This is a genomic window from Tardiphaga sp. 37S4 (assembly GCF_021044645.1).
Classification (GTDB): domain Bacteria; phylum Pseudomonadota; class Alphaproteobacteria; order Rhizobiales; family Xanthobacteraceae; genus Tardiphaga; species Tardiphaga robiniae.
Window position 1 is genome coordinate 5,672,044 of sequence record NZ_CP088008.1, and the last position, 22,279, is coordinate 5,694,322.

General features: G+C 60.0%; 22 protein-coding genes and 1 tRNA gene. 14 read left to right on the forward strand and 9 right to left on the reverse strand.

Annotation, left to right across the window (positions count from 1 at the left end):
* Positions 1-5 precede the first annotated feature (5 nt).
* The 6 genes from flhA to LPB73_RS26995 are packed head-to-tail and all read left to right on the forward strand — an operon-like array spanning position 6 to position 4,713.
* Positions 6-2,093, forward strand: a complete 2,088-nt coding sequence (flhA, locus tag LPB73_RS26970; protein ID WP_231078764.1) for a flagellar biosynthesis protein FlhA — start codon at positions 6-8, stop codon at positions 2,091-2,093.
* Positions 2,090-2,836 carry a flagellar biosynthesis protein FliR gene (fliR, locus tag LPB73_RS26975; RefSeq protein WP_089263450.1) on the forward strand — a complete coding sequence of 249 codons (747 nt, stop codon included), beginning with the start codon at positions 2,090-2,092 and terminating at the stop codon, positions 2,834-2,836. Before flhA ends, fliR begins: the two co-directional genes overlap by 4 nt.
* Before the next feature lie 6 nt (positions 2,837-2,842).
* Positions 2,843-3,238, forward strand: coding sequence for a hypothetical protein (locus tag LPB73_RS26980; protein WP_093757657.1), 396 nt, complete (start codon positions 2,843-2,845; stop codon positions 3,236-3,238).
* 36 nt (positions 3,239-3,274) lie between these two features.
* Positions 3,275-3,739: a rod-binding protein gene (locus tag LPB73_RS26985; RefSeq protein WP_231078765.1), complete on the forward strand. Its 465-nt coding sequence runs from the start codon at positions 3,275-3,277 to the stop codon at positions 3,737-3,739.
* Positions 3,740-3,772: 33 nt separating this feature from the next.
* On the forward strand, positions 3,773-4,264 hold the full coding sequence (locus LPB73_RS26990) for a hypothetical protein (protein ID WP_231078766.1): 492 nt from the start codon (positions 3,773-3,775) through the stop codon (positions 4,262-4,264).
* A complete protein-coding gene (locus LPB73_RS26995; RefSeq protein WP_175369206.1) occupies positions 4,261-4,713 on the forward strand; it encodes a hypothetical protein in 453 nt (150 codons plus the stop codon). Before LPB73_RS26990 ends, LPB73_RS26995 begins: the two co-directional genes overlap by 4 nt.
* 169 nt (positions 4,714-4,882) lie before the next feature.
* On the opposite strand, the gene LPB73_RS27000 is transcribed toward LPB73_RS26995, so the two are convergent.
* The 3 genes from LPB73_RS27000 to LPB73_RS27010 all read right to left on the reverse strand — a co-directional run bounded on the left by LPB73_RS27000 (position 4,883) and on the right by LPB73_RS27010 (position 8,319).
* Positions 4,883-5,596 (reverse strand): response regulator transcription factor, encoded by a 714-nt coding sequence (locus LPB73_RS27000; RefSeq protein ID WP_175369205.1) that lies wholly within the window; start codon positions 5,594-5,596, stop codon positions 4,883-4,885.
* A gap of 902 nt (positions 5,597-6,498) precedes the next feature.
* Positions 6,499-7,383, reverse strand: coding sequence for a hypothetical protein (locus LPB73_RS27005; protein ID WP_231078767.1), 885 nt, complete (start codon positions 7,381-7,383; stop codon positions 6,499-6,501).
* 471 nt (positions 7,384-7,854) lie between these two features.
* A complete protein-coding gene (locus tag LPB73_RS27010; RefSeq protein ID WP_231078768.1) occupies positions 7,855-8,319 on the reverse strand; it encodes a hypothetical protein in 465 nt (154 codons plus the stop codon).
* 680 nt (positions 8,320-8,999) lie between these two features.
* Between LPB73_RS27010 and LPB73_RS27015 the strand changes: the two genes are divergently transcribed.
* Positions 9,000-10,091, forward strand: a complete 1,092-nt coding sequence (locus LPB73_RS27015; protein WP_231078769.1) for a glycosyltransferase family 1 protein — start codon at positions 9,000-9,002, stop codon at positions 10,089-10,091.
* A gap of 74 nt (positions 10,092-10,165) precedes the next feature.
* On the opposite strand, the gene LPB73_RS27020 is transcribed toward LPB73_RS27015, so the two are convergent.
* A tRNA-Arg gene (locus LPB73_RS27020) sits at positions 10,166-10,242 on the reverse strand.
* A 382-nt stretch (positions 10,243-10,624) separates the two neighbouring features.
* On the opposite strand from LPB73_RS27020, the gene LPB73_RS27025 reads away from it, so the two are divergent.
* The 3 genes from LPB73_RS27025 to LPB73_RS27035 all read left to right on the forward strand — a co-directional run bounded on the left by LPB73_RS27025 (position 10,625) and on the right by LPB73_RS27035 (position 13,789).
* On the forward strand, positions 10,625-11,437 hold the full coding sequence (locus tag LPB73_RS27025) for a class I SAM-dependent methyltransferase (protein ID WP_231078770.1): 813 nt from the start codon (positions 10,625-10,627) through the stop codon (positions 11,435-11,437).
* Between the two features lie 185 nt (positions 11,438-11,622).
* Positions 11,623-12,588 carry an amidohydrolase family protein gene (locus tag LPB73_RS27030; RefSeq protein WP_231078771.1) on the forward strand — a complete coding sequence of 322 codons (966 nt, stop codon included), beginning with the start codon at positions 11,623-11,625 and terminating at the stop codon, positions 12,586-12,588.
* A gap of 112 nt (positions 12,589-12,700) precedes the next feature.
* Positions 12,701-13,789, forward strand: coding sequence for an acyltransferase family protein (locus tag LPB73_RS27035; protein ID WP_231078772.1), 1,089 nt, complete (start codon positions 12,701-12,703; stop codon positions 13,787-13,789).
* 8 nt (positions 13,790-13,797) lie between these two features.
* Here the strand turns inward: LPB73_RS27035 and LPB73_RS27040 are convergent, their stop codons facing one another.
* From LPB73_RS27040 to LPB73_RS27060, 5 genes are all read right to left on the reverse strand, one after another.
* Complete coding sequence (locus tag LPB73_RS27040; protein ID WP_175369198.1) at positions 13,798-14,298, reverse strand: hypothetical protein; 501 nt, start codon at positions 14,296-14,298, stop codon at positions 13,798-13,800.
* A 46-nt stretch (positions 14,299-14,344) separates the two neighbouring features.
* On the reverse strand, positions 14,345-14,521 hold the full coding sequence (locus tag LPB73_RS27045; protein ID WP_231078773.1) for a hypothetical protein: 177 nt from the start codon (positions 14,519-14,521) through the stop codon (positions 14,345-14,347).
* Between the two features lie 208 nt (positions 14,522-14,729).
* The gene (locus tag LPB73_RS27050; RefSeq protein ID WP_231078774.1) at positions 14,730-15,791 is read right to left on the reverse strand and encodes a polysaccharide deacetylase family protein; all 1,062 of its coding nucleotides are present in this window, start codon (positions 15,789-15,791) and stop codon (positions 14,730-14,732) included.
* Between the two features lie 115 nt (positions 15,792-15,906).
* Positions 15,907-16,311, reverse strand: coding sequence for a YccF domain-containing protein (locus LPB73_RS27055; RefSeq protein ID WP_231078775.1), 405 nt, complete (start codon positions 16,309-16,311; stop codon positions 15,907-15,909).
* Between the two features lie 93 nt (positions 16,312-16,404).
* Positions 16,405-18,126 carry a putative bifunctional diguanylate cyclase/phosphodiesterase gene (locus LPB73_RS27060; protein ID WP_231078776.1) on the reverse strand — a complete coding sequence of 574 codons (1,722 nt, stop codon included), beginning with the start codon at positions 18,124-18,126 and terminating at the stop codon, positions 16,405-16,407.
* A 612-nt stretch (positions 18,127-18,738) separates the two neighbouring features.
* On the opposite strand from LPB73_RS27060, the gene ssuD reads away from it, so the two are divergent.
* From ssuD to LPB73_RS27080, 4 genes are read left to right on the forward strand one after another with little or no spacing between them, the layout of a single operon-like run.
* Positions 18,739-19,896, forward strand: coding sequence for an FMNH2-dependent alkanesulfonate monooxygenase (gene ssuD, locus LPB73_RS27065; RefSeq protein WP_231078777.1), 1,158 nt, complete (start codon positions 18,739-18,741; stop codon positions 19,894-19,896).
* A 19-nt stretch (positions 19,897-19,915) separates the two neighbouring features.
* The gene (ssuC, locus tag LPB73_RS27070) at positions 19,916-20,722 is read left to right on the forward strand and encodes an aliphatic sulfonate ABC transporter permease SsuC (RefSeq protein ID WP_231078778.1); all 807 of its coding nucleotides are present in this window, start codon (positions 19,916-19,918) and stop codon (positions 20,720-20,722) included.
* A 32-nt stretch (positions 20,723-20,754) separates the two neighbouring features.
* The gene (locus LPB73_RS27075; protein ID WP_231081263.1) at positions 20,755-21,606 is read left to right on the forward strand and encodes an ATP-binding cassette domain-containing protein; all 852 of its coding nucleotides are present in this window, start codon (positions 20,755-20,757) and stop codon (positions 21,604-21,606) included.
* A gap of 25 nt (positions 21,607-21,631) precedes the next feature.
* Positions 21,632-22,234, forward strand: a complete 603-nt coding sequence (locus LPB73_RS27080; RefSeq protein ID WP_231078779.1) for a flavin reductase family protein — start codon at positions 21,632-21,634, stop codon at positions 22,232-22,234.
* Positions 22,235-22,279 lie beyond the last annotated feature (45 nt).

Genomic DNA, 22,279 nt, shown 5'->3' on the forward strand with positions numbered 1-22,279 from the left:
TTGCCATGGCCGACGTAATGATTTCAGCCCTGCCGGCCGAACGGCGGGCCGGCACGGACGTGGCCTTTGCATTCGGCATCGTCACCATTCTGGTGATGCTGGTGCTGCCGGTTCCGACGATCCTGATCGACCTCGGCCTGGCCTTCTCGATCGCGTTGTCCGCGCTGATCCTAATGGTGTCGCTATGGATTCAGCGGCCGCTGGATTTCTCGGCATTTCCGACCGTGCTACTGATCGCGACCATCCTGCGTTTGGCGCTCAACGTGGCGACCACACGCGTGATCCTGTCGCATGGCGGTGAGGGAGAACACGCCGCCGGCTATGTCGTCGCCGGCTTCGCCAAATTCGTGATGGGCGGTGATTTCGTCATCGGTCTGATCATCTTTGCAATTCTCGTTACCGTGAATTTCGTAGTGATCACCAAGGGTGCGACGCGTATCGCCGAAGTCGGTGCTCGTTTTTCGCTTGACGCCATTCCGGGCAAGCAAATGGCGATCGACGCCGACCTGTCGGCGGGTCTGATCGATGACAAGGAAGCGCAGCGCCGGCGCCACGAGCTGGAGGAGGAGAGTTCGTTCTTCGGCGCCATGGATGGTGCCTCGAAATTCGTGCGCGGCGACGCCATTGCCGGCCTAATCATCACGGCCATCAACATCTTTGGTGGCATCATCATCGGCGTCACTCATCATGGCATGGAACTGTCACGCGCCGCTGACGTCTTCACCAAGCTCTCCGTTGGTGACGGCCTGGTCTCGCAGATCCCCGCGCTGATCGTGTCGCTCTCGGCCGGTCTGCTCGTCTCCAAGGGCGGCACCCGCGGCTCTGCCGAGCAGATGGTGCTGAAGCAGCTCGGCAAGTATCCGCGCGCCCAGTCAGTTGCCGCGATGATGATGTTTGCGCTCGGTCTGCTTCCCGGCCTGCCATTCCTGCCCTTCGCGCTGCTTGGCAGCGCCATGGCCTTCATGAGCTTTACGCTCCCGCGCCAGCAGGCCGCCCGCGCGAAGGTGGAACAGGCACGCATCGCGCAGGTTCAGGAAAAGGTGCAGATCGAGAACAGGGATTCCGTCAAGGAATTGCTCAAGACCTCCGATGTCGAGCTCTGCGTCGGTAGCCAGCTTGCGATCCAGATGCTGAATGCCCATGGGGAATTGGCGCATCGCGTCGCCAAGGTTCGGCGGCGTTTCGCTGCCCAATATGGCTTCGTCATTCCCGAGATCAAGCTGACCGACGACCTCTCCATCGGGCCGAAGTCATATCGTATCAAGATCTACGGCACCGTCGTGGCCCATCACGAATTACGTATCGGCGAGTCTCTCGTGTTGTTTGACGGCGATCGGAAGCCAGATGTTCCGGGCGACGAGACAATCGAACCCGCTTTCGGGATGAAGGCGATGTGGGTTCCGGAGACGTTCATCGACGAAGTCAAACAGGATGGATTCAAGATCGCTGACAATATCTCGGTGCTGCTCACACATCTCAGTGAGGTTGTCCGCAACAATCTGGCCCAGCTCCTTACCTACAAGGACACCCGCGCACTGATCGATCGGCTCGATCCCGAATACAAGCGGCTGATCGAGGATATGGTGCCATCGCAGATTTCCTATTCCGGGCTGCAGGCGGTGTTCAAGCTTCTGCTGGCAGAGCGGATCTCGATCCGCAATCTGCATCTCATTCTGGAAGCCATCGCCGAGATCGCGCCGCATGTGCGTCGGTCCGAGCATGTGGCCGAGCACGTACGGATGCGCATTGCGCAGCAGATCTGCGGTGATTTCGCCGACAACGGCGTGCTCAAGGTGCTCCGCCTCGGCAATCGCTGGGACCTCGCCTTCCATCAGAGCATCAAGCGCGACGGCAAGGGTGAGATCGTGGAATTCGACGCCGATCCGCGGCTGGTCGAGCAATTTGCGGATGACGTGTCGGTTGCGGTCCGCAAGGCGGCTGCCAATGGCGACACTGCGGTGCTGGTGGCGCCACCTGACGTCCGTCCTTATGTTCGCATGATCACCGAGCGCATGTTCCCCACGCTGCCGGTGCTGTCGCATGTGGAGATCGCACGGGGGGCCGAGGTGATGTCGCTCGGAGCTGTGTCTTGATCGCAAGCAGCTCTGTCTCCATTCTGGCCACGTTCCTGATCTTTTGCCGCATCGGAACTTGCATGATGGTGGCGCCGGGCTATTCCCGGGTCAATATCCCGACACAGATCCGGTTGTTCCTCGCCATCAGCGTCACCTTGATGCTCACACCTCTGCTGGAGTCTACGGTCCGGCCTGCTGTGGAAGCGGCGACGGCGCCGGATCTCCTCCGCCTGATCATGTCCGAGCTGATGGTGGGCCTGGTCATTGGACTCACTGCACGCATGTTCTTCGCGGCGCTGGAAACGATGGCTACATTCGTCGCGTCTGGGATTGGTCTGACCCTCCCTGGTGTCGCCGACGATGGCGAGCATGTGCCGGCGCTGGTGCCGCTGATCACGCTGACTGCGACGGTGGTCTTCTTTGTAACCGACCAGCATTGGGAATTGTTGCGCGGCCTGGTCGGGTCCTATCAGATCTGGTTGCCGGCAACCGGAATCAGCGCCGAGGGCGGGCTAACGCAACTCGTAGATCATCTCTCCATGGCCTTTACGCTGGCGCTCCGGGTCGCAAGTCCCTTCGTCGTCTATGCTGTCATCGTCAATTTCGCGGTTGGTCTCGCCAATAAACTGACGCCAAGCATTCCCGTCTACTTTATCTCGATTCCCTTTGTACTCACTGGCGGTCTGTTGCTGCTCTATCTCACGGGCCGCGAAATGGTGCTGCAATTCAGTATCGCTTTCGCATCCTGGCTGTCCGGGTGACGAACCATGCAGAAGCGCGACCACAAGATCCGCCGTATCGCCGCCGTGCAGGCAAGGCTGCACCGGATTGCCGAGTGGCAGCTGATGGAATGCCAGGCACGGGAGAACCAGCTCGAGGAGAAACAGCGCCTCATTCTGGAAGGGTTCAATGATGAGAGCAAGCTTCCGGACCTCGCCGTGCAGACGGCGAGCCAGAGTTTGCGCGCCGCCAGCATCGAGCAAGGCGTCGTAGCCAAGACGAGGGAAAGACTGGCGGCGCATGCACGCGACGAAGGCCGCAAGCTGAAACATGCGCTGAAGATGGTGAAGTCGGCGGTCGGACGCACGGTTCGGGCCGATGAAAAGCGGGTTCTGGAAGATGAAGTCGACAAGGCCGTCCGGCGGTCGATCGAGGGAGCGTAGACCGATGAGAAATCTCGCAATTGCGGGGAGCGTGGCATGACAGTCGCGCCGGTATCGAACGATCTAATTGCGGATGTCATGAAGGCGGCGGATCCGGCCGCTCAACGCGTCGCGGCAACGAGGCTTGAGCGTATGGCGCCGGCGGGCGAGGCGAACTTCGCATCTGCGGTCGCCGACGAGTTTGCCGCAGGGCAGGCCGCCCAGAGCGCGAAGTCTGCCCCCGTCAGCGGCGGAGAGATAGTGTCAACGCCGATCATCCGGAAGGCTGAGGGAAGCAACCCGGTTTACCGCAAGTTCGAAGCCTTCGTGCTGCAGATGTTCGTGGAAACGATGCTGCCGAAGGATGCGGAGGACGTATTCGGCAAGGGTACCGCCGGCAATGTCTGGCGTTCGATGCTCGCCGAGCAGATCGGCAATGAAATGGCCAAGGGCAACGGCGTCGGCATCGCCAAGCAACTGGCCAAATCGCGCCCGACATCGGCTCCAACTTCCGAAGGCTAACGGCCGAATCCGGCCATGACAGTAGAGATCGACATGGAACAGATCGAACAGCAGACCTCAGTCATCCCCGTCGAGGCGCAGGCTCTGGCCTTGCCTGAGACCGACCTTCCTGAATCGGCTGTGCAGGAGGCTCCCATTTTCGGCGAGGGGGACGATACGCCTGGCCAATGGCTCGGCACCCAAAGCAGCGCGCTGACCGCGATTGATCGGTTGAAAGCAACCATCGACGAAGAGACGGAGAAGCTTGAGGTTCGCGCGGTAGTGGATTTCGACGGCTTCAGCCAGCGCAAGAACCGTGGTCTGCTCGAGCTGACTCGCGCGATGCGGCTGACTCAGGACATCAAGAACGATCCGCGTGTCGCGCCGCAACTCACACTGTTGCGCGCCAGCCTGATTCGTAATCAAGCGGCGTTACAGATCCATCTCGATGCGGTGCGTGAGGTCTCGGCCATCATCGCGCGTTCGATCCAGGAGGTTGAATCGGACGGCACCTATTCCCTGGCGATCGCAGGCAAGCGCAAATGATGAAGCTGCTGATCACGGGCATTTGGGCCTGCCTCGTCACTGTGGGTACCAGTTTCGGGATCTCCTACTGGAAGGAGACTGCGGCCGCATTGCCCGCGAAGCAGGACCAACCTGAAGGTCTGGTTTATGAAAAGGTCAAGGTGATCAATGTGCCGATGATCGCTGACGGCAGCGTTCAGGGCTATATCGTCACCCAACTCGTCTTCACCGCTAACGCCAAAGTCCTGCGTCAGCTGCCGGTGCCGCCGGAGCCGTTCGTCGTCGATGAAGCATTCCGTATGATCTATGGCGACCAGAAGCTCGATTTCAAGAATCTCGGTCGTTACGACCTCACACAATTCGCACAGACGGTGCGCGCGCAGGTCAACAAGCGTCTGCAGACGGACGCGCTGCAGGAAGTCCTGGTGCAGGATTTCAACTATGTGTCGAAGGATCAGATTCGCCGCTGAGACTACAGCGAGTGGTCATCGCTGTGGTACGGTGATACTCGATGATCTAGCGTGGTGGATGTGTGGTACCTCGTGTTGCGCGAGAAGCTCTGTGTCTTGCACAGCAGTTCGAGGAGGCGGTGGACGCCAACGCCGTAGTCGGCGTCCTCTTGCGCGTAAGGCGTGAGCCTTAGTTCGCCTTTGAAATAGGCGCTTCGTGAGCGGGACGAGACTTCAGATCGTCCAGCCGGTAACCCATATAACGCTTCGATTCGATCGGGTCGAAGCCGAGATGATCGCGTAGCTTCTTGCGCAGCTTGCTCACATGGCTTTCGATCACATTCTCATCGAAGCTGGCATCGAACAGACCATAGATGGCGTTGAAGAGCTGGGTCTTCGTCAGCCATTTGCCCTGATGCCCGACCAGGTGTTCGAGAATGCGTAGTTCGCGTCGTGGCAGAATCAAAGTGCGACCGGCAACCTCCGGGTCGCGGCCATCGAGAAAGACACGAATTACGCTCGTTTGTGCCGGTTCATGCTGATCGATGGTGCGGCGGCGAATAACTGCCGTTCGTGCCATGATCTCGCGGACGTGGACCGGTGCGTGAACGACGTCATCGACGCCAGCTTCGAATAACTCAATGGTCTGCTTGAGGTGCTTCAGGCTGTTGAGCGCAATAATCGGCGCCCGTGACCTGTTGCGGATACTGGATGGGATGCTCGTCCGATCCGGACAATCGCCCAGCAGAAAGGCCCGAATGACAGTTAAATCATTACCAACGGCACATTCCAGCCAATCGCGAAAGTCTGTAGAAGTGAAGCCAATCGATACAACCCCTTCGCGATCAAACCCGGCCGCATAGCCTTGTGTGACGCCCTCTCGGTCATCGATTACAACAAACATTTTAATCCCCTGCGTGTTCGCCTTGATATCGTTATGGGGTCGAATTAGGCGCACTCGCCCCATTTTTGTCTTGAAGACGCAACACAACAGTTACTTGAGCGGATGGATGGGCCTTTGAGCGATTCGCTGACTTGCAAATGGGAGGCCCGGTCGCTTTTTACGGGATACCCAATGCTGTGATGCGGTCAGCTCACATTCTCCGACTTGCATTCATCCGTAGTTTCAGAGAGCTCCCTCTCGCTATGTGAACACAACATGACATCTCATGGTCGTGCACGGTCGGTGGCAGAACCGAACCAGCGCTAATGTCAAAACGAGGGAAGTGGCCGATCGCGTGCCGTATCGTCGATATCTGGCGCTTTGATCGGCTGAACTTGCCCGAGTTGTCACACACGCGAATCGGCATACTGGTCATCAAGATGATACCGCATCATCAAGTAGTCGAGGTGCACAAATTTGCAAAGAGTCGTGCATGCAAACCATGCAGTTGAAGCAAACTAACAAGTGGATAATTCATGAAGCGCGACGATTTAGTCGGACCCTTTTTGCATCGAACTATCTCACAGCGTGTCGTCACAGATGCAATCGCGACTTCACCGGTTTGAACCAGTGCAGTACCACACGGCAAAACGCATTGATTGTCGTGTGCGGGCATATGGAGCGAGAGTCTGTTCGTCATGTGCGGGGCAGCAACATGCGATTGCGTGGGTCCGATATCAGTCGGCATCGGCCAATACTGAAATCCGCTCTCAAGAGCGTGCCATATAGGGCGCTCGGATCGCTCGATACGAATCCGAAGTTGCCGATCTTGTCGGCGTCGTCCTTGGTAGTCATCCAGCGTGTCACGAGCATCCTGCCTGTGCGTGGCCGTTAGTATCGATCAGTCAGATCGAGGCATCAATTCAGCGACCTGAAAGGATGACGCCTCTGCTGGTCAGAACCTGCCAGCGGTTGTTTTCGTTCTTGATTTCCTGGATCCGCCCGAGAGCAGGGACATCCTGCCCCGGCACGACCTCAATCACGCCGGTCTTCCCCTCGAGCACTGCGACGCCATCATAGGCGCGACGCACGTGCCAGCCGGGAATAACTTCGCGTGACGTATTTGCTGGCCGTTGCGCCTGAGGCTGCACCGTGCCGGTGATATCGGCAGTATTCGCCAGCGTGGCTGCGACCTGTACCGCTTGCGCTTTCTCATCGGCAATGCGTGCAAATTTCGCAGCCAGAGCGGTTTGTTCGCGGTCGGCGCGATCTTGTGCGCGGCTTGCCTGTTCGGCGGCCTGCGTACGGGCAGCTTCAGCGGCAGCGCGACTGCTCGCCACATCGCCGGTCATCTCCGCAACTTGCCGTCGTAGCTGCGCGACGGAATCGCGAATGCTGCGAAGATCCGCATCGGATACGGCTGAAGATGTCATCGGCCGCAGGAGCAGATAGGCAATCGCGCCAGCGGAAACGAGCGTTGACAGGCCGACGACCATCGCCAGGGAGAAGAATGGAGCTTTCCATGCCGGCGATTGTAACGGTCTTGCGACAATACGGGCGGGCGGCACAGTGAAGCGCACCTTTGCCTTGATCGGCTCTTCGCGGGTGGAAATGCGAGCGCGTTGCATATTCGCCCGCGCTTCGCTGGCGAGAAGCTCGTCGATCGCAGCGGCAGCAGCGATATGAGGTTTTGGCGTGGAGTGTAAATTCGGTGATTGCTCACGAAACAGGCTGCCGTTTTCCACAGCGGTCGACTGTGAATCCGACGGTTTCTTGGACATCGTCATGCTGATCTTTGCATTGGTCATGACTGTCTGCAGTGGCAATCAAATCGTAAGAGCGGCGTAACAAGCGAAGCTTGCGCGAAGCCGTCGAGATAGATGTGTGCGCAAACGATCAACCGACGGTCGATCTTCATCGCACGACGATGCAGATTGTTCGAACGATGATGGGGTGCCGTCCGCACCGATATGTCGTGCACAAGAGCGCATAGGAGTTGTGTAGTTATCGGTGTGGTCTTCGTGTGGTCGCGAGATGCTAGCCGCCCATCTCACGATCGTCACGGGGTGGCGATTTGATCGAATAATGGAGAATGGCGCACGCACGATCAATGAGATGCGCGACAATCAAATTAAAGTCGACCCAAAGAATATTGAAATTGATTCGTAAAAATATAGATGAGTCGAGCTGCCTCACTCCAAAGTCTATCAGATCAAATCGGTAAATCCGCGCATTGAGTTAAATGCCGTAAATCTTGATAATAGATCGATAGGGGCTATTCATCGGTTGATGAAGTGGCGTTTTAAGAAACCGACACTATTGCCGTGGCCATGGATATCGATCTCAAAAGCCTTCGCGATTACGTGAAATTGTTGAAAGCCGAACGGCAGGATTCGCCGATCGGCAAGATCAAATCTGGCGCGACTGAAATTATTCGAAAGAACCTTCGGGAACTGGAACGGATGCACCGTGAAGACGGCGCGACGTGGACCGAGATTGCTGCGGGCCTTGCTGCGCAGGGCGTTACCCAGGGTGATGGTCAGCCCATCACTGGCCGTCGCCTCACAGCTCTGATGCACAATATCAGGGTGCAGGAAGAACGGAGTCTCGCCCGGGGAAAGGCGCTTGGTGATGCGCTTGATCAGGAGCCGCCCGAGCCACAAGGCACTGCCGACTGAGTCACGTTGCGAATTGTCAAATTCGATCCATTCAAAACGAGTCCCTTGTTGACGACCTTCTGTCACCAAGGTCGTTGGAGTGGATCGATTTGAAAGAGGACCGGCATGGTGCTCCCGCCGCATTGCGGCATGGGCTCTGCCTGTGGCGTTCCCTCGACGTTGGTTGTCTTGTGCGGCGCCTGTCCTTCAGCACTGACCGTTCGGTTATCTGACGTGCCGACGCTCGGCCTTGTCCACCCTGATATGCGATCAGCCTCATGACAAACCAGGTATGGATCCAGTCCGCCGCGCGCTCAGGATGTTATGCTTTATCATGTCCTGTAGAGGATGTGGCTGCAGCGCGTCGCGCGCCCAGTTGACGACATGGAATATGGGTGGTGGCGCGCGGATCGCTCATAGGCTGATCCTGCGGCGTCAACGGTCGCGGGTGCGGAAAGTGAAAATTGGAATGCCCGCCGACCTTCAACAGGTTGAGCAGCGGTCCCCGCCGAGTGCTGTAGAAACTGCAGCCGTGCAGCAAGCGAACAGCCGGTGTCCGATCGCAGGTAGCTCTGGGAGAGGCTAAAAGGCGCCTTGAGGCCAGCTCGCCAAAAACGCTTGCAAACGGGCATGTTGCAGCCTTCTTCGCCCTCGTCAGACGCGCTTTTTTGTTGCATTCATGTCGTGTCGCGCATCAATCCGTGATGGCGATACCCGTTCTATTGCAACTCCTGTGAGCTGGCCTCGTCTGTTAAGGAATTCCATCGGTGAGTGCGACGGCAGAAAGCCCAAATAGGACCAGACCGAGAATCCTCGAATTGGGCTCCTGGCACTACTGCAAGGATATCTATCCGGAAGAGACGGATGTGCTCTGGACGGGGGAACGTCCGATCCCTCGCGGGCGAGCGGCGAAAGGCTTCGCCGACTGCACGCCCTGGCGATTCATCAAGGCGATGCGTGAGGCGCGACGCGGGGCATACGACCTGATCATCGTCTATATGCCACTACGCCCGGCGTGGCATCCGCGCTACTGGCTACGCGCTTTCTTCCGGCAGCCGCTTCGCCCGCTCTCCGCGATGACAAGAGTGTTCGGCGTCTCCTGGCTACGATTCGTGAAGCCTCCCGTGCCGATCGCCGTTCTGGATATGAACGACGCCTTCATCGTCGGCTCGCATAACTTTTTTCTGCTCGACAAGGCTACCGCGGCTTTTAAACGCGAGCTTCCCGTCGATCGGTGGCACATTCTCTGCCACTCGGCCCATCCGGCACTTCCGACGCGGCGCATACGGCGCAATCGGCGCTGGAACGAACGTCTGGCGAAGATCCGCCCCATTTCGCTTCCTGCAATAAGGATCGATACCGATAGCGAACCTCCGGAAAAGACATCTGACGTGTTTTTCGTTGGCGAGGTTGCGGAAAATTCGTGGGTGCGCCGTGTCGGTCTTTCAGAACTCGAGGCGTTGAGAAGCAAGGGTCTCAAGGTCGATATTCCGCATGAGAGGCTACCGCATGACGAGTTCCTGCGGCGGCTTTCCAGCGCATGGCTGGCCTGGTCGCCGTCGGGCTATAGCTGGGAGTGCTATCGAACCGCCGAGGCGGCGCAATGCCTGACGGTGCCGGTTCTCAACTATCCGACGGTCGAGCGTCACGCGCCCGTTCGAGAACACGAGCATGTTCTGTTGTACGACGTAACCCCGGGCAGTCTGTCGGCCGTGATCGAGCGCGGACTGAGCGACAAGCCGCATCTGCGCCAGATGGCACTGGATCTGCGCGAGCATGTTCGCAAATATCATCTGCAGGACGCGATGGTCGATTATGTCATCGACGAGACGCTGCGTGCTGATGGTCGAACGGCTTAACGGAGGCAAAGCTCTGAGGCGCAATCCGTTGGGCTTGCCCCCGCAAAGGCCGCCTAGCGCGGCGCGGCAAGATCTGGCGCACCCGACACGATTCGAACGTGTGACCTTTGCCTTCGGAGGGCAACGCTCTATCCAGCTGAGCTACGGGTGCTTGAGCGTCCATTTAGCCGATTGGCCGGGCGGCGGCAACGGCTGGCCGGGGCCGGATTCGGCGAAAATGGCTCGGTTGGAGTGCGCGTGCCCTCTTTCGGGCGACGGTCGCACGTTCGGATCGGGGCGGGATGCGCAGAAGCGCTCGCGCCGCGGGTGTGGCGGGTATTTCGCGCGGGCGAGGGGACGAGGTTGCGCCCGTGATTGTCCCGGAACCTCGCCCATTTGCTCAATCACGCTGTGTTTGGCAGCGGGGTATCGTCCGATCGCGAATGCTGAACCTGGAACGCTAGCCGAGTGACATAACTGCGGCTACCCAGGCGGCGTTCTGCGAACCGACCCAGGCGCCGGCCGTTCCCGCGTTGAACATCGGAGGACGTCCCATGAATGCGAACCAGGCTCTTTGGGAGAAAGGCGATTTCACCCGTATCGCGGAGACGATGCGCGCCAGCGGCGAGGCGCTCGTTGCGTCGATCGGGATCACGCGCGGAAGTGACGTGCTCGATCTTGGATGCGGAGACGGAACGACGGCAATTCCCGCAGCAAAAGCCGGGGCAAACGTCACAGGCGTCGATATCGCGCGCAATCTGGTGGACGCCGGCAACAGGCGCGCGATGGCGGAAGGGCTTACGTGTCGCTTTCAGGAAGGCGATGCGTCGAATCTAAAAGATATCAAGGACGACAGTTTCGATCTCGTTGTCAGCATCTTCGGCGCGATGTTCGCGCCCAGGCCATCGGATGTTGCCAGGGAAATGGTTCGCGTCACGCGGCCAGGCGGCCGGATTGTGATGGGAAACTGGATCCCGAACGATCCCACTCTGGTGGCGCAGATCCTCAAGATCAGCTCGTCCTATTCGCCCCCTCCGCCGGAAGGCTTCGTAAGTCCCATGACCTGGGGGCTCGAGGACAATGTTGTCGAGCGCTTCACCTCGGCCGGCATTCCGAAGCCAAATATCTCATTCGCTCGTGACTCCTACGAATTCAACTTTGCCGGACCGCCGGCAAAGTTCGTCGACCAGTTCAAGGCCTATTACGGTCCGACCATGAATGCCTTCGATGCGGCTGAAAAAGACGGTCGCGCCGACACCTTGAAGGGGGAGCTTGTAAAGCTCTTCGAGAGTCAGAATAAAAGCTCCGATCCTTCGACGACATCGGTGAAGGCGACGTTCCTGCGCGTGACCGTCCGCAAACCGTGACATGACTGCAAGCGAGCTGCTGCACAGCCAATTCGACATGGGGCTGTACAGCAGGAAGGCGATCCCCGTCCTCTTTGCTTTGCAGCATGTGGAAGCACACTTGACATGGATCGCGAAACGATCACGTTGGCCTCAATCAAGTGAACGCCGACCCAAAATGGCGTCACGACATCAGGGAGGAACCAATGTTCACAAGACGCGGTGTTCTGCTCTCTTCAATCGCGGGGGCTGTCGTGCTCAGCAACAGATTTGCGGTTGGCAAGGCCGCGCAGCCGGCGACGCCGGTGAATTTCCAGGTGCCTGCAGACGCCTGCGACTGTCACACCCATATTCATGGCGATCCCGAAAAATTCCCGTTTTTTGCAGGCCGCGTCTATACGCCGGAACTGGCGTCGCCGGAGGAAATGGCGGCGCTGCACAAGGCACTCGGCGTCAAGCGCGTGGTGATCGTCACGCCCAGCATCTACGGCACTGATAATTCGGCGACCCTGTTCGGCATGAAGGCGCGGGGCAACGATGCGCGCGGCGTTGCTGTTATCGATGACAAGACACCGGAGAGCGAGCTCGACGCCATGAAGGCCGCCGGCATTCGCGGCATGCGGATCAATCTTGCGACCAGCGGCGTGAGCGACCCCGCCATCGGCAAGCAGCGTCTGCTGGCTGCGATCGAGCGCATGAAGACGCGCGGCTGGCACATCCAGATGTTCACCAATCTGCCATTGGTATCTGCGATCAAGGAGGTTGTTGCCAGTGCGCCGATGCCGCTGGTATTCGATCATTTCGGCGGCGCGGAAGCCAAGCTCGGGCTGGATCAGCCGGGCTTTGCGGACCTGCTCGACCTCGTCAAAACCGGCAAGGCCTATGTGAAGATTTCCGGCGCCTATCGCGCTTCGACACAAGGGCCAGATTACCCGGACGTCGCACCGCTGGCGAAGGCGCTGATCGCCGCCAATCCGGAGCGGATCATCTGGGGCACCGACTGGCCGCATCCGGATTCGGTGACGCCGGCTGGCAGAAAGTCTACCGAGGTCACGCCGCTCTTTCAGATTGACGACGGCCGCCTGCTGAACCAGCTCGCGGTGTGGGCGCCCGACGCGGCACTTCGCAAGACAATCCTCGTCGACAATCCCGCACGGCTTTACGGCTTCTGACCGCTAGCGTCACCTCGCGGCCTTCTTTGTCCCGCAAGAGTTCCGGATCGGCGGAACTCTCGTCTCTGCCAGAGGTTTGTCCCCGACCGCGACGGGCGGTTGAGGGAGGCCCATGCTGTCAAATCTGCAGGTGTTGCGCGGCATAGCTGCCCTTGGCGTGGTGTTTTTCCACACCGGCTACAAGTTCGCGGGCGATTGGCACACCGAATTCTTCGGGGTCTCCACCTTCTTCGTCATCTCCGGCTTCATCATGTGTTTCATCACCCGGAAGGGTGATGACGATTTTCTCGCTAAGCGCCTGGAGCGGATCGCACCGCTCTATTGGCTGTGCACAGCCGTGCTTCTTGTCGTGATGTTCGGATCTGCGCTGCTTGAGGCAGAGACATGGGCAAAGCCGTTGGATGGCCGTTCGTCCGAGCCGCTCTGGGCCTATGTCGGCCGTAGCCTGATGTTCGCGCCGATCGGTGACAAATATCCGATCCTAAATGTCGGTTGGTCGCTGAACTACGAGGTGTATTTTTATCTGATCTTCGCAGCCGCGCTTGTGATCAGCCGCCGTCTGGCGCCGCTGATCGTTGTCGGATGCCTGGTGGCGTTGAACTATGCGGCGGCCGCCGTCTGCACGGCGGCTGCCTGCCACTATCTGTCCTTCGACTATACGAAGTTCTTCATCGCCGGGATCGCGATCTTCTATGCGTTGCAGGTTTTTGCTCCCGCTGCACCACAACGCTCCATTGTCTGGATCGGCGCCGCACTCGTCACACTCTGCTATGGGTCCCAATTCGTGGGACCGCTATGGGCAAACAGCGTCACGCCGTCGGTCTATATGGCGCTCGCCGCAGCCGCGCCGGTCGTGATTGTCGCCAGTGCGCTGTTTGTCGAATATGCCGGCGGTGCCATAACCTGGCAGCCGCTTATTCTGATCGGCAATGCGTCCTACGCCATCTATCTCACGCATCCGATCGCTTTCGACGTCATGAAAACAGGTAATGAGCGATGGCTTCAGCTGCCGACGCCCGAAGCATCGACAATGATGATGCTGTGTTATGTCGCCATAGCCGGCGGCGCGGGCATCATCGTGCATCTCACAATTGAAAACCCACTGCTTCGCGTGATCAGGCGCAGGCGGCAACCGGGCATCAAAACACTCGTGTCAGGCAGTGGGCTTGATGCCGTGGGTCGACAGCATCAAGCCGCATAGGTTCTGCCTCAGCTCCGGATCATATTGATCGAGACGTCGCGGATCTGACCCTTGGAGCTGATCGAGACCAGCTGCTTGTTGCCCTTGGTCGTCAGCGTCAGGTTGGCGGCGAAGCCGGCGGCCTCGACGAAGACATCGATCTGGCCACCGCCGGCGCTGCCCTGCAGATTGCCGAAGATATTGCGGCTGGCTTCGCCCCAGGTGCCGGTCACCTGATTACCCTGGCTCTTCACATCGCTGCTGAGTTCGAACTTGTAGCTGTCGCTGGCGCAGCGGAGAGACTGTTTCAGCGCGGTACCGCCGACAACGTTGTAGGTGGCGCGGCAGCGAATTTGTTCGGAGGAGCCATCCGACAGCGACACGGTGCCGCTGCCGCTCCACGATCCGTCAAAGCCGGCAAAAGGGCTCGCCGACTGGGCATGGCTCGCCGTCGCCGACAGCATCAGGATTGCGCCGACAGTGGCGGCCTTGAGGGTGTGTCCGATCAGATTCGCGCTGAATGAGGTCATGGTGATGGCTTTCTGTGTCTGGGGATATCGGAGGGGAGGGGTGCGATCAGGCGCGACGCGTGAGCGTCAGATAGGCGAATTTCGCGGTCGCCGGATCTGGGGCGATCTGCGCGCCGTTGTAGGAAAAGGTGCCGATACCCGGCAGGTCGTTCATCGCGGTGCCGGAGAATGACGGGCCGGCAAAGGCGAACGAGAAGGCGACGATGAAACCGATGATGCGCATCTGACTGTCCCTGTTGGGCGGCGCTGTGTGCCGCTTCGTTGGACAGATGGATAACCATGCCCGGTTTCAGGCGGTCTGCGTCGAGGCTGATAATGGTTTCGTCGGGGGATCGTTTTGTTTCGCCGCGCGCCTTGCCACGAAACACAAAAAGGCCGGGGCAGCGGTGCCGCCCCGGCCTCGATTGGGTTCAACCCGAGTGGATCAGGTGTTAGTCGACCGTCTGGATCACGTTGGAAATCGGGCGCGCATTGCTGGTTTTCACCGGCTGCAGTTCGGCGGCGATGGCGGCGTCGTAGCTTGCGATGGTCGGCAGCGTGTCCTTGGCGCGGATATGCACGATCTTGTAGCCGCCGGCCTTGAGTTGGGCGAGCAGGTCCGGCACGGCAGCAGCGGACCACTTGTGCAGGTCATGCATCAGGATGATGCCTTTGCCCTTCTTCTTCAGCTTTTCCATCACCGAGGCGACCAGCTTGCCTGCATTGTGGATACGGAAGTCCTCGGAATCGATGTCGATGGAGAAGGCGGCGATGTTGCGCTCGGCGAGATAGGCCTTCAGCTCCGCATTCTGGCGCAGCTGCGGGAAACGGAAGAAGGGCGACAGCGGCTGGCCGGCCATCAGGGTGATGGCGCTGATGCCGCGTTCGATCTCGTCCTTGGCTTCCTGCGGGGTCTTGGTCGCCAGATTCTGGTGCGACCAGGTATGGGTGCCAACCGAATGGCCGGCCGCGATCACCTGCTTCAACACCGCGGGATGCCAGGTGGCATGTTTGCCGATCGGGAAGAACACGGCCTGCACGCATTGCGCGCTGAGCGCAGCCAGCACGGCAGGCGTGGTCACCGGCCACGGGCCGTCGTCGAAGGTCAGCACGACTTCGCCGGGCTGCAGGAAGTCATAGTCGCGGTATTGCGACATGCCGAGGCCGGGGCCACCGGTGGTGTCGATCTGTACGGTGCGTGACACGCCGAGCGCGTTCGGATTGTTGCAGACGGGCTTGGCGATGGCCGGGCGTTTTTCAACGGCTGGAGCGGCGGGCATCGGCGCGGCAGCCGGTGCAGCTGCGACGGCCTGCACACGCGGCGGCGGTTCGATTGGTGCGGTCGAGTTCGACTTCGGCGCGCGCGTGTCGATCGAGGCGGTGGTGAGCTCGCCTTTATCGGCTTTGGCGCTGGTCTGAGCACCGGTGGGCCCGAAGAAATGCCAGGCGCCAGCGCCCGCGGCGACAACCGCCGTGAAAGAACCTGCAACGATCAAAAAAGGAAGCTTACGCATAATCACTCCGGCGCCCGAGGCCCACCTCGTTTCACCATTGAGCGAAATAGTTAATCACGCGTATGCGCGGCGCACTCTCAACGAGAAAATTTGAATTTGTTCAACGCAATGCGCGTTAGGCCGGTACGATGACCTTGCCGATTGGCCACAGCGCGATGCCGGCGAGCTTCAGATGTGCCCAGGCAAAGGGAATGCCGACGATGGTGATCGCCAGGGCCAGCGCCGCCAGGAGATGGCCGATCGCCAGCCACCAGCCGGCCAGCACCAGCCAGATCACATTGCCGATCAGGCCGAACACACCCGTGCCGATGTCGCCGCGGCCGGTGACGGCCTCGCGGTCAACGGCGCGCTGGCCGAACGGCAGCAGCGTATAGGCGGCGATATTGAAGGCGGCGCGGGCCCAGGGCAGGCCGATGATGGTGATGGCCATCACAACGGCCGCGATCAGCCAGCCGACCGCCATTCCCAATCCGCCGAACACGATCCAGAGGATATTCAGAAACAGCGGGACGACGGGCATGGGGGCTCTCTGGTGTGCGTAGCGCGTGGTTTTCAGTCCCTTAACAGATGGGATGTGGTTACGGGATGACAATGACGGGGAGAGGGCGGTGCCTCAATAACCCCGGCCGCCGGAGCGGGAATAGGCGGGGCGGGCATCTGCTGCCGGGCGAGCCGGTGGTGCGCTGCGCAGGTCGCTACTGGTGCGCGCCTGGGGCTGCAGTTCTTCCAGAAAGATCGGCTTGGAGAAATAATAGCCCTGCGCATAGCGGATCTTGGTCGCGGCCTGAAGATAGGCCAGTTCCTCGAAGGTCTCGACGCCTTCGGCGATCACGGTCATGCCCAGCGCCTCGCTGAGCGACTCGATGGCGCGGAGGATGCCTTGGCTGCGTGGGCGCTTGTGGATGTCGGTAATGAAGGATCGGTCGATCTTGATCTCGTCGGCGGTGATATCCGCCAGCGCCGACAACGACGAATAGCCGACGCCGAAATCGTCGATGGAGATGCCGACGCCGAGCGCTCGGAACATCGGCAGGATGTCGTCCTGGAAATGTGTCTTGGCGACGAATGCGTCTTCGGTCACTTCGACCATGAAGCGCGTTGGGCAGCCGGTCTCCTCGATGGCCCTGGCAAAGGCGCGCATGAATTCCGGGTTGCCAGCCTGTTTGGCGGCGACGTTGATGCTGATACTGGCGGTGGCGCCGAAGGTCTCGTCGATCAGGTCGATCGACTTCATAATCTCGGCGAGCACCAGATGGGTGAGCTCGTCAATCAGGCCGAGTTCGACTGCCAGATTGATGAAGGTGCTGGGTGCCTGGATCACGCCATCGTCGTTACGCAGCCGCACCAGGGCCTCGATACCCTTGATCTCCAGGCTGCGGATATCGACCTTCGGTTGAAACGCGCAGCAGAACCGCTTGTCGAGAATCGCCAGCCGCAACGACTGTTCGGTGGCCATGCGGGTCAGCGCCTCGCTCTCCATGCTGGAGTCGAAGAACACCGCAGCGCCCTTGGTTTCATTCTTCACGCGATACATCGCGATATCGGCGTTCTGATGCAGCGTGTCGTAGTTGCGGCCGTGTTCGGGATAGAGGCTGACGCCGATCGAGGCTGAAGCGAATACTTCGGAGCCGTCGATGAAGAACGGCGCACGCAGCCGCTGCACCAGCAGTTCCAGATATTCGGCGACCTCCTGCTGGCTCTGGATCGGGTTCAGCAGCAGCAGGAATTCGTCACCGGAAATCCGCGACAGCATGTCGGTGCCGCGCAGGTCGAGCGCCAGCCGCTTGGCGAACTGTACCAGCAGCGCATCACCGACACTATGACCGTAATAGTCGTTGATGTGCTTGAAATTGTCGATGTCGAGGAAGGCCAGCGCGAAATGTGATGTCTCGCCGGAATGGCCAATGATGTCGCCGACATGTTTCTCGATCACACGCCGCGTCGGTAGATCGGTCAGCTCGTCGTAATAGGCGCGACGAAACAGCTCTTCTTCCATCTCTTTCTGCCGGCTCACATCGGTGGCGCTGGACAGTAGCACGCTACGATCACCGATACGCGCCGGACGATGCGTGGTCAGGAACACGCGCCTGTCGCGTTCGGAATTGACGCGTTCCTCGAATACCGCGGAGCGGCCGGACTGCAGCAGGTCGAGTGCAGTCATGCGTCGATGCGTCAGTGCCTGCACCAGAAAATCCGATTGCGGATCGGGTCTGTTGAATTGGTCTGCCGATGCATTGAACTGGATTGCCGCGGCGTCATTCACCAGCAGAAAGTCGCCCTGATCGTCTTGCACAGTGACGGAGGCCGGCAGCATGCGTACGATCTCGCGCAGCATCTCCAATTCGCATGCGGCATCGCTATCCACGAATCCGGTAGCAGCCTCGGTCGAAGAGGTTGCGGTCGGGCGGTCGCTGTCTATTGGAGAGGCCGACGAGCCTGGGGCGGATGCGTTCTGCATGGTGGCCGAGCCTCGCAAAACGCCTTGTCGATTTGGTTAAATCGGTTCGCAAAACGCGGGTAGTTGTGTAAATGCCGCACGATTTGGAGCGGTAGCGGTGCTGACGTCATTAACAAAGCGTCAATGACGGCGGCGAAAGCGCCAGATTGCTCAATGACGGCCTGTACGATCATTCTCATGATGAGCCTTTGAGCAAAACAATCTGAGTGTCACACGCCGCAATCTCAGCATGAAATTCTCCACTCAGTAGCGCTGATCGCGGGTCGAGCTCTTGCATTTCGACCCACGCGGTTGTGATCGCCACGGGATGCAGGATTGGCGGAGAAAAATGCGCTGCATATGCCCGGAAGTTTGAAAGGAACGTCTCGTCATCGACCTAAGTCACAGTGCGCACGTCGCTATTTTCCCCGGCCACTCGACAGACTTATGTCATGACACCATCCTCTCGCGGTGCCGCAATGGTCGCCCGATGCGAGAGAGACGTCACCGATGAGCAATCCATCCAAAGCCAATGTTCTCTGGTTCCTGCCGACCCACGGCGATGGACGCTACTTGGCATCGACCCATGGTGCGCGCGACATCGACTTCAAATATCTCCGCCAGATCGCGCAGGCCGCCGATCAGCTGGGCTATTTCGGCGTGCTGCTGCCTACGGGACGCAGCTGCGAGGATTCATGGGTGGTTGCATCCGCTGTGGCCCCGTGGACCGAACAGCTTCGCTATCTCGTGGCCGTCCGGCCGGGCCTGCAATCGCCGAGCGTCGCCGCGCGCATGACCGCAACGCTGGACCGTGTCACCAACGGTCGCCTCTTGATCAATGTTGTTACTGGCGGCGATCCCGTCGAGAACAAGGGCGACGGCATTTTCCTGCCGCATGATGAGCGCTATGCCGTCACCCGCGAATTCCTCAACGTCTATAACGACCTGCTGGCCGGCAAGACCGTCAATGTCCAGGGCAAGCATATCCAGATTGAAGACGGTCGCCTGATCTTCCCGCCGGTGCAGTCGCCGCGCCCGCCGCTGTATTTCGGCGGCTCGTCGGATGCCGGCATCGATGTCGCGGTGGACACCGTCGACAAATATCTCACCTGGGGCGAGCCGCCTGCGTTGGTCGCCGAGAAGGTCGCGCGGGTGAAGGCTGCGGCCGAAAAGCGCGGCCGCAAGCTGTCGTTCGGCATCCGTCTTCATGTGGTCGTGCGAGAGACCAACGAGGCGGCATGGAAGGCCGCCGACGAACTCATTCAGTATGTCACCGACGACGTCATCGCCAATGCGCAGAAGACATTGGCCCGGCAGGATTCGGTCGGCCAGCAGCGCATGATGCAGCTGCATGGCGGACGTCGCGACAAGCTCGAGATCAGCCCGAACCTCTGGGCCGGTGTTGGCCTCGTGCGTGGCGGCGCCGGTACGGCGCTGGTCGGGGATGCGCAGACGGTGGCGGCGCGCATCAAGGAATATCTGGACGTCGGCGTCGATACCTTCATCATGTCCGGCTATCCGCATCTCGAGGAAGCCTATCGCTTCGCCGAGCTCGTCTTCCCGCTGCTGTCGCTGCAACAGCACGACAATGTCACATCGCTACGGACGCGCACCGGCCCGGTCGGTGAAATCGTTGCCAATGAGCACCGCGCGCAGAGCGCCTCGTAATTCCAACAGGCACCCCATCATGAGCATTGTTGAAATCCTTCCCCGCGTTCGCAGCTTTCGCTTGCCGCGCATCGATGGCCTGACTCAATGGATCGTGCCACTGGTCATCCTGCTCGTCTGGCAGGCCGCTTGCGTCACGGGTTACGTGCCGGCGCGGGTAATGCCGGCGCCGACCGATGTTGCCTTGGCTGGCTGGAAGCTGCTGATTTCGGGCGAACTCACCCAGAATATCTGGGTGTCGTTCTGGCGTGCGTCCGTCGGTTTCCTGATCGGCGGCAGCATCGGCTTTGCCTTCGGTCTGGCCAACGGTCTGTCCCAGCTCAGCAGCAAGCTCACGGATACGACGCTGCAGATGGTGCGCAACGTGCCGCATCTGGCGCTGATCCCGCTGGTGATCCTGTGGTTCGGCATCGATGAATCGGCCAAGCTGTTCCTGGTCGCGCTTGGCGTATTCTTCCCTATCTATCTTAACACGCTGCACGGCATTCGCACGGTCGATCCGCAGCTGATCGAGATGGGCCGCATCTATGGCATGCGCAATAGCGAGCTGTTCCGCCGTGTGATCTTCCCGGGCGCGCTGCCGTCGATATTCGTCGGCGTCCGCTTTGCGCTCGGCATCATGTGGCTGACGCTGATCGTGGCCGAAACCATCGCGGCCTCGTCGGGCCTTGGCTACATGGCGATGCAGGCGCGCGAATTCATGCAGATCGACGTCGTCGTGCTCAGCATCCTGATCTACGCGCTACTGGGCAAGGTGGCCGACAGCGCCTCGCGCGCGCTGGAACGGCTGACATTGTCCTGGCACCCGGCTTTTCAGAAACATTGAGCGAAATTCGGAAGCGAGAATTTGAAATGACCGTGCAACAGTCTCTTCGCCTCAGCCATGTCGATGCTCAGGTCATCGATGCACCCGTCGATTTCGAACAGGCCCTCGCCACGCAGGCGCGGCGTCCGTCGGAGCAGAAGTCCCGTGGACTGTCGCTGACCATTCGTGGTCTCCGCAAATCCTTCGGCAGCAATGAAGTGCTGCGCGGCGTCGATCTGCATATTCCTGCCGGCCAGTTCGTGGCCATTGTCGGCCAGAGCGGCTGCGGCAAGAGCACGCTGCTCCGCTTGATCGCAGGCCTCGACGCGCCGACTGCCGGTACGATCAGCTTTGGTGAGGAAACCCGCCCGGAGGACATCCGCGTGATGTTCCAGGAACCGCGCCTGCTGCCATGGGCCAGCGTGCTCTCGAATGTGGAAGTTGGCCTGGGGACCGACCGGACATCTGCCGATGCCAAGGCGCGCGCCGAAAGTGCATTGACGGAAGTCGGTCTCGCCGAGAAGCGCGATCAATGGCCGTCCGTCTTGTCAGGTGGCCAGAAGCAGCGTGTCGCGCTGGCGCGGGCATTGGTCAGCCATCCGCGTGTGCTGGCGCTCGATGAGCCGCTCGGCGCACTCGATGCGCTGACGCGTATTTCGATGCAGCAGTTGCTCGGTCGCGTGTGGCATGATCAGACCTTCACCTCGATTCTCGTGACGCATGACGTGTCCGAGGCCGTGGCGCTGGCAGATCGCGTGCTTGTGATTGAAGACGGTCGCATCGCGCACGATATCAATGTCGATATCGCCCGGCCGCGGCAGCGCGGCTCGGCAGATCTTGCGGCGCTGGAAGGTTCGATCCTGCGCAATCTGCTCGGCCCGGGAGCCGACGCCACTGGTTTGTGAGACTATTGTGACCTGCGAGGCTGCCATGAATTCCGTCGTTCGTAACATCACCGTCGATCGCGAGATTTCTTCTGATCGCGAGGTCTCTTCGCAAGAATTCCGTGGCGCCATGCGGGTGCTGGCCGGCGGCGTCAGCGTCATCACTGTCGGGCGCGGCAAGGACATCACCGGCATGACGGTGACGTCGGTCTCGTCGCTGTCGGTCGATCCACCGACGCTGATCGTCAGCGTCAACCGGGAGTCGTCGTCCTGGCCGCTGCTGCAGCGCTACGGCGCCTTCGGTGTCAACATTTTGTCGGCTGATCAGCTCGACGTGGCCGAGCGATTTTCGGGCAAGGGCGGATTGAAGGGCGCAGAACGTTTCGTTGGCGCGCAATGGGTGACCCGGGCAACCGGCGTGCCGCTGCTGGCCGGCAGCCTTGCGGCAATCGACTGCGACGTCGAGGAAGTCATCGAGCGCCACTCCCACGCCATCGTCATCGGCCGCGTCCGCGATGTCATCACTTCGGTTCCGCACACCGCGCTGACCTATTGGGACGGGCAATATGTCGCGATCGACCAGAACGAAGACAATCTGAAGCTCGCCGAAGTCAGCGTGCCCAGTATGCGGGCACTGCGCGAAATCTGATCTGTAGATTGTAGGATGGGTTAGCGCAGCGTAACCCACCGCCCG

Coding starts and splice junctions, on each gene's coding strand:
- flhA (WP_231078764.1), top strand. CDS start 6: ATGGCCGACGTAATGATTTCAGCCCTGCCGGCCGAACGGCGGGCCGGC.
- LPB73_RS26980 (WP_093757657.1), top strand. CDS start 2,843: ATGCAGAAGCGCGACCACAAGATCCGCCGTATCGCCGCCGTGCAGGCA.
- LPB73_RS26985 (WP_231078765.1), top strand. CDS start 3,275: ATGACAGTCGCGCCGGTATCGAACGATCTAATTGCGGATGTCATGAAG.
- LPB73_RS26990 (WP_231078766.1), top strand. CDS start 3,773: ATGGAACAGATCGAACAGCAGACCTCAGTCATCCCCGTCGAGGCGCAG.
- LPB73_RS26995 (WP_175369206.1), top strand. CDS start 4,261: ATGATGAAGCTGCTGATCACGGGCATTTGGGCCTGCCTCGTCACTGTG.
- LPB73_RS27000 (WP_175369205.1), bottom strand. CDS start 5,596: ATGTTTGTTGTAATCGATGACCGAGAGGGCGTCACACAAGGCTATGCG.
- LPB73_RS27005 (WP_231078767.1), bottom strand. CDS start 7,383: ATGACCAATGCAAAGATCAGCATGACGATGTCCAAGAAACCGTCGGAT.
- LPB73_RS27025 (WP_231078770.1), top strand. CDS start 10,625: ATGAATGCGAACCAGGCTCTTTGGGAGAAAGGCGATTTCACCCGTATC.
- LPB73_RS27030 (WP_231078771.1), top strand. CDS start 11,623: ATGTTCACAAGACGCGGTGTTCTGCTCTCTTCAATCGCGGGGGCTGTC.
- LPB73_RS27035 (WP_231078772.1), top strand. CDS start 12,701: ATGCTGTCAAATCTGCAGGTGTTGCGCGGCATAGCTGCCCTTGGCGTG.
- LPB73_RS27040 (WP_175369198.1), bottom strand. CDS start 14,298: ATGACCTCATTCAGCGCGAATCTGATCGGACACACCCTCAAGGCCGCC.
- LPB73_RS27045 (WP_231078773.1), bottom strand. CDS start 14,521: ATGCGCATCATCGGTTTCATCGTCGCCTTCTCGTTCGCCTTTGCCGGC.
- LPB73_RS27050 (WP_231078774.1), bottom strand. CDS start 15,791: ATGCGTAAGCTTCCTTTTTTGATCGTTGCAGGTTCTTTCACGGCGGTT.
- LPB73_RS27055 (WP_231078775.1), bottom strand. CDS start 16,311: ATGCCCGTCGTCCCGCTGTTTCTGAATATCCTCTGGATCGTGTTCGGC.
- LPB73_RS27060 (WP_231078776.1), bottom strand. CDS start 18,126: ATGCTGCGCGAGATCGTACGCATGCTGCCGGCCTCCGTCACTGTGCAA.
- ssuD (WP_231078777.1), top strand. CDS start 18,739: ATGAGCAATCCATCCAAAGCCAATGTTCTCTGGTTCCTGCCGACCCAC.
- ssuC (WP_231078778.1), top strand. CDS start 19,916: ATGAGCATTGTTGAAATCCTTCCCCGCGTTCGCAGCTTTCGCTTGCCG.
- LPB73_RS27080 (WP_231078779.1), top strand. CDS start 21,632: ATGAATTCCGTCGTTCGTAACATCACCGTCGATCGCGAGATTTCTTCT.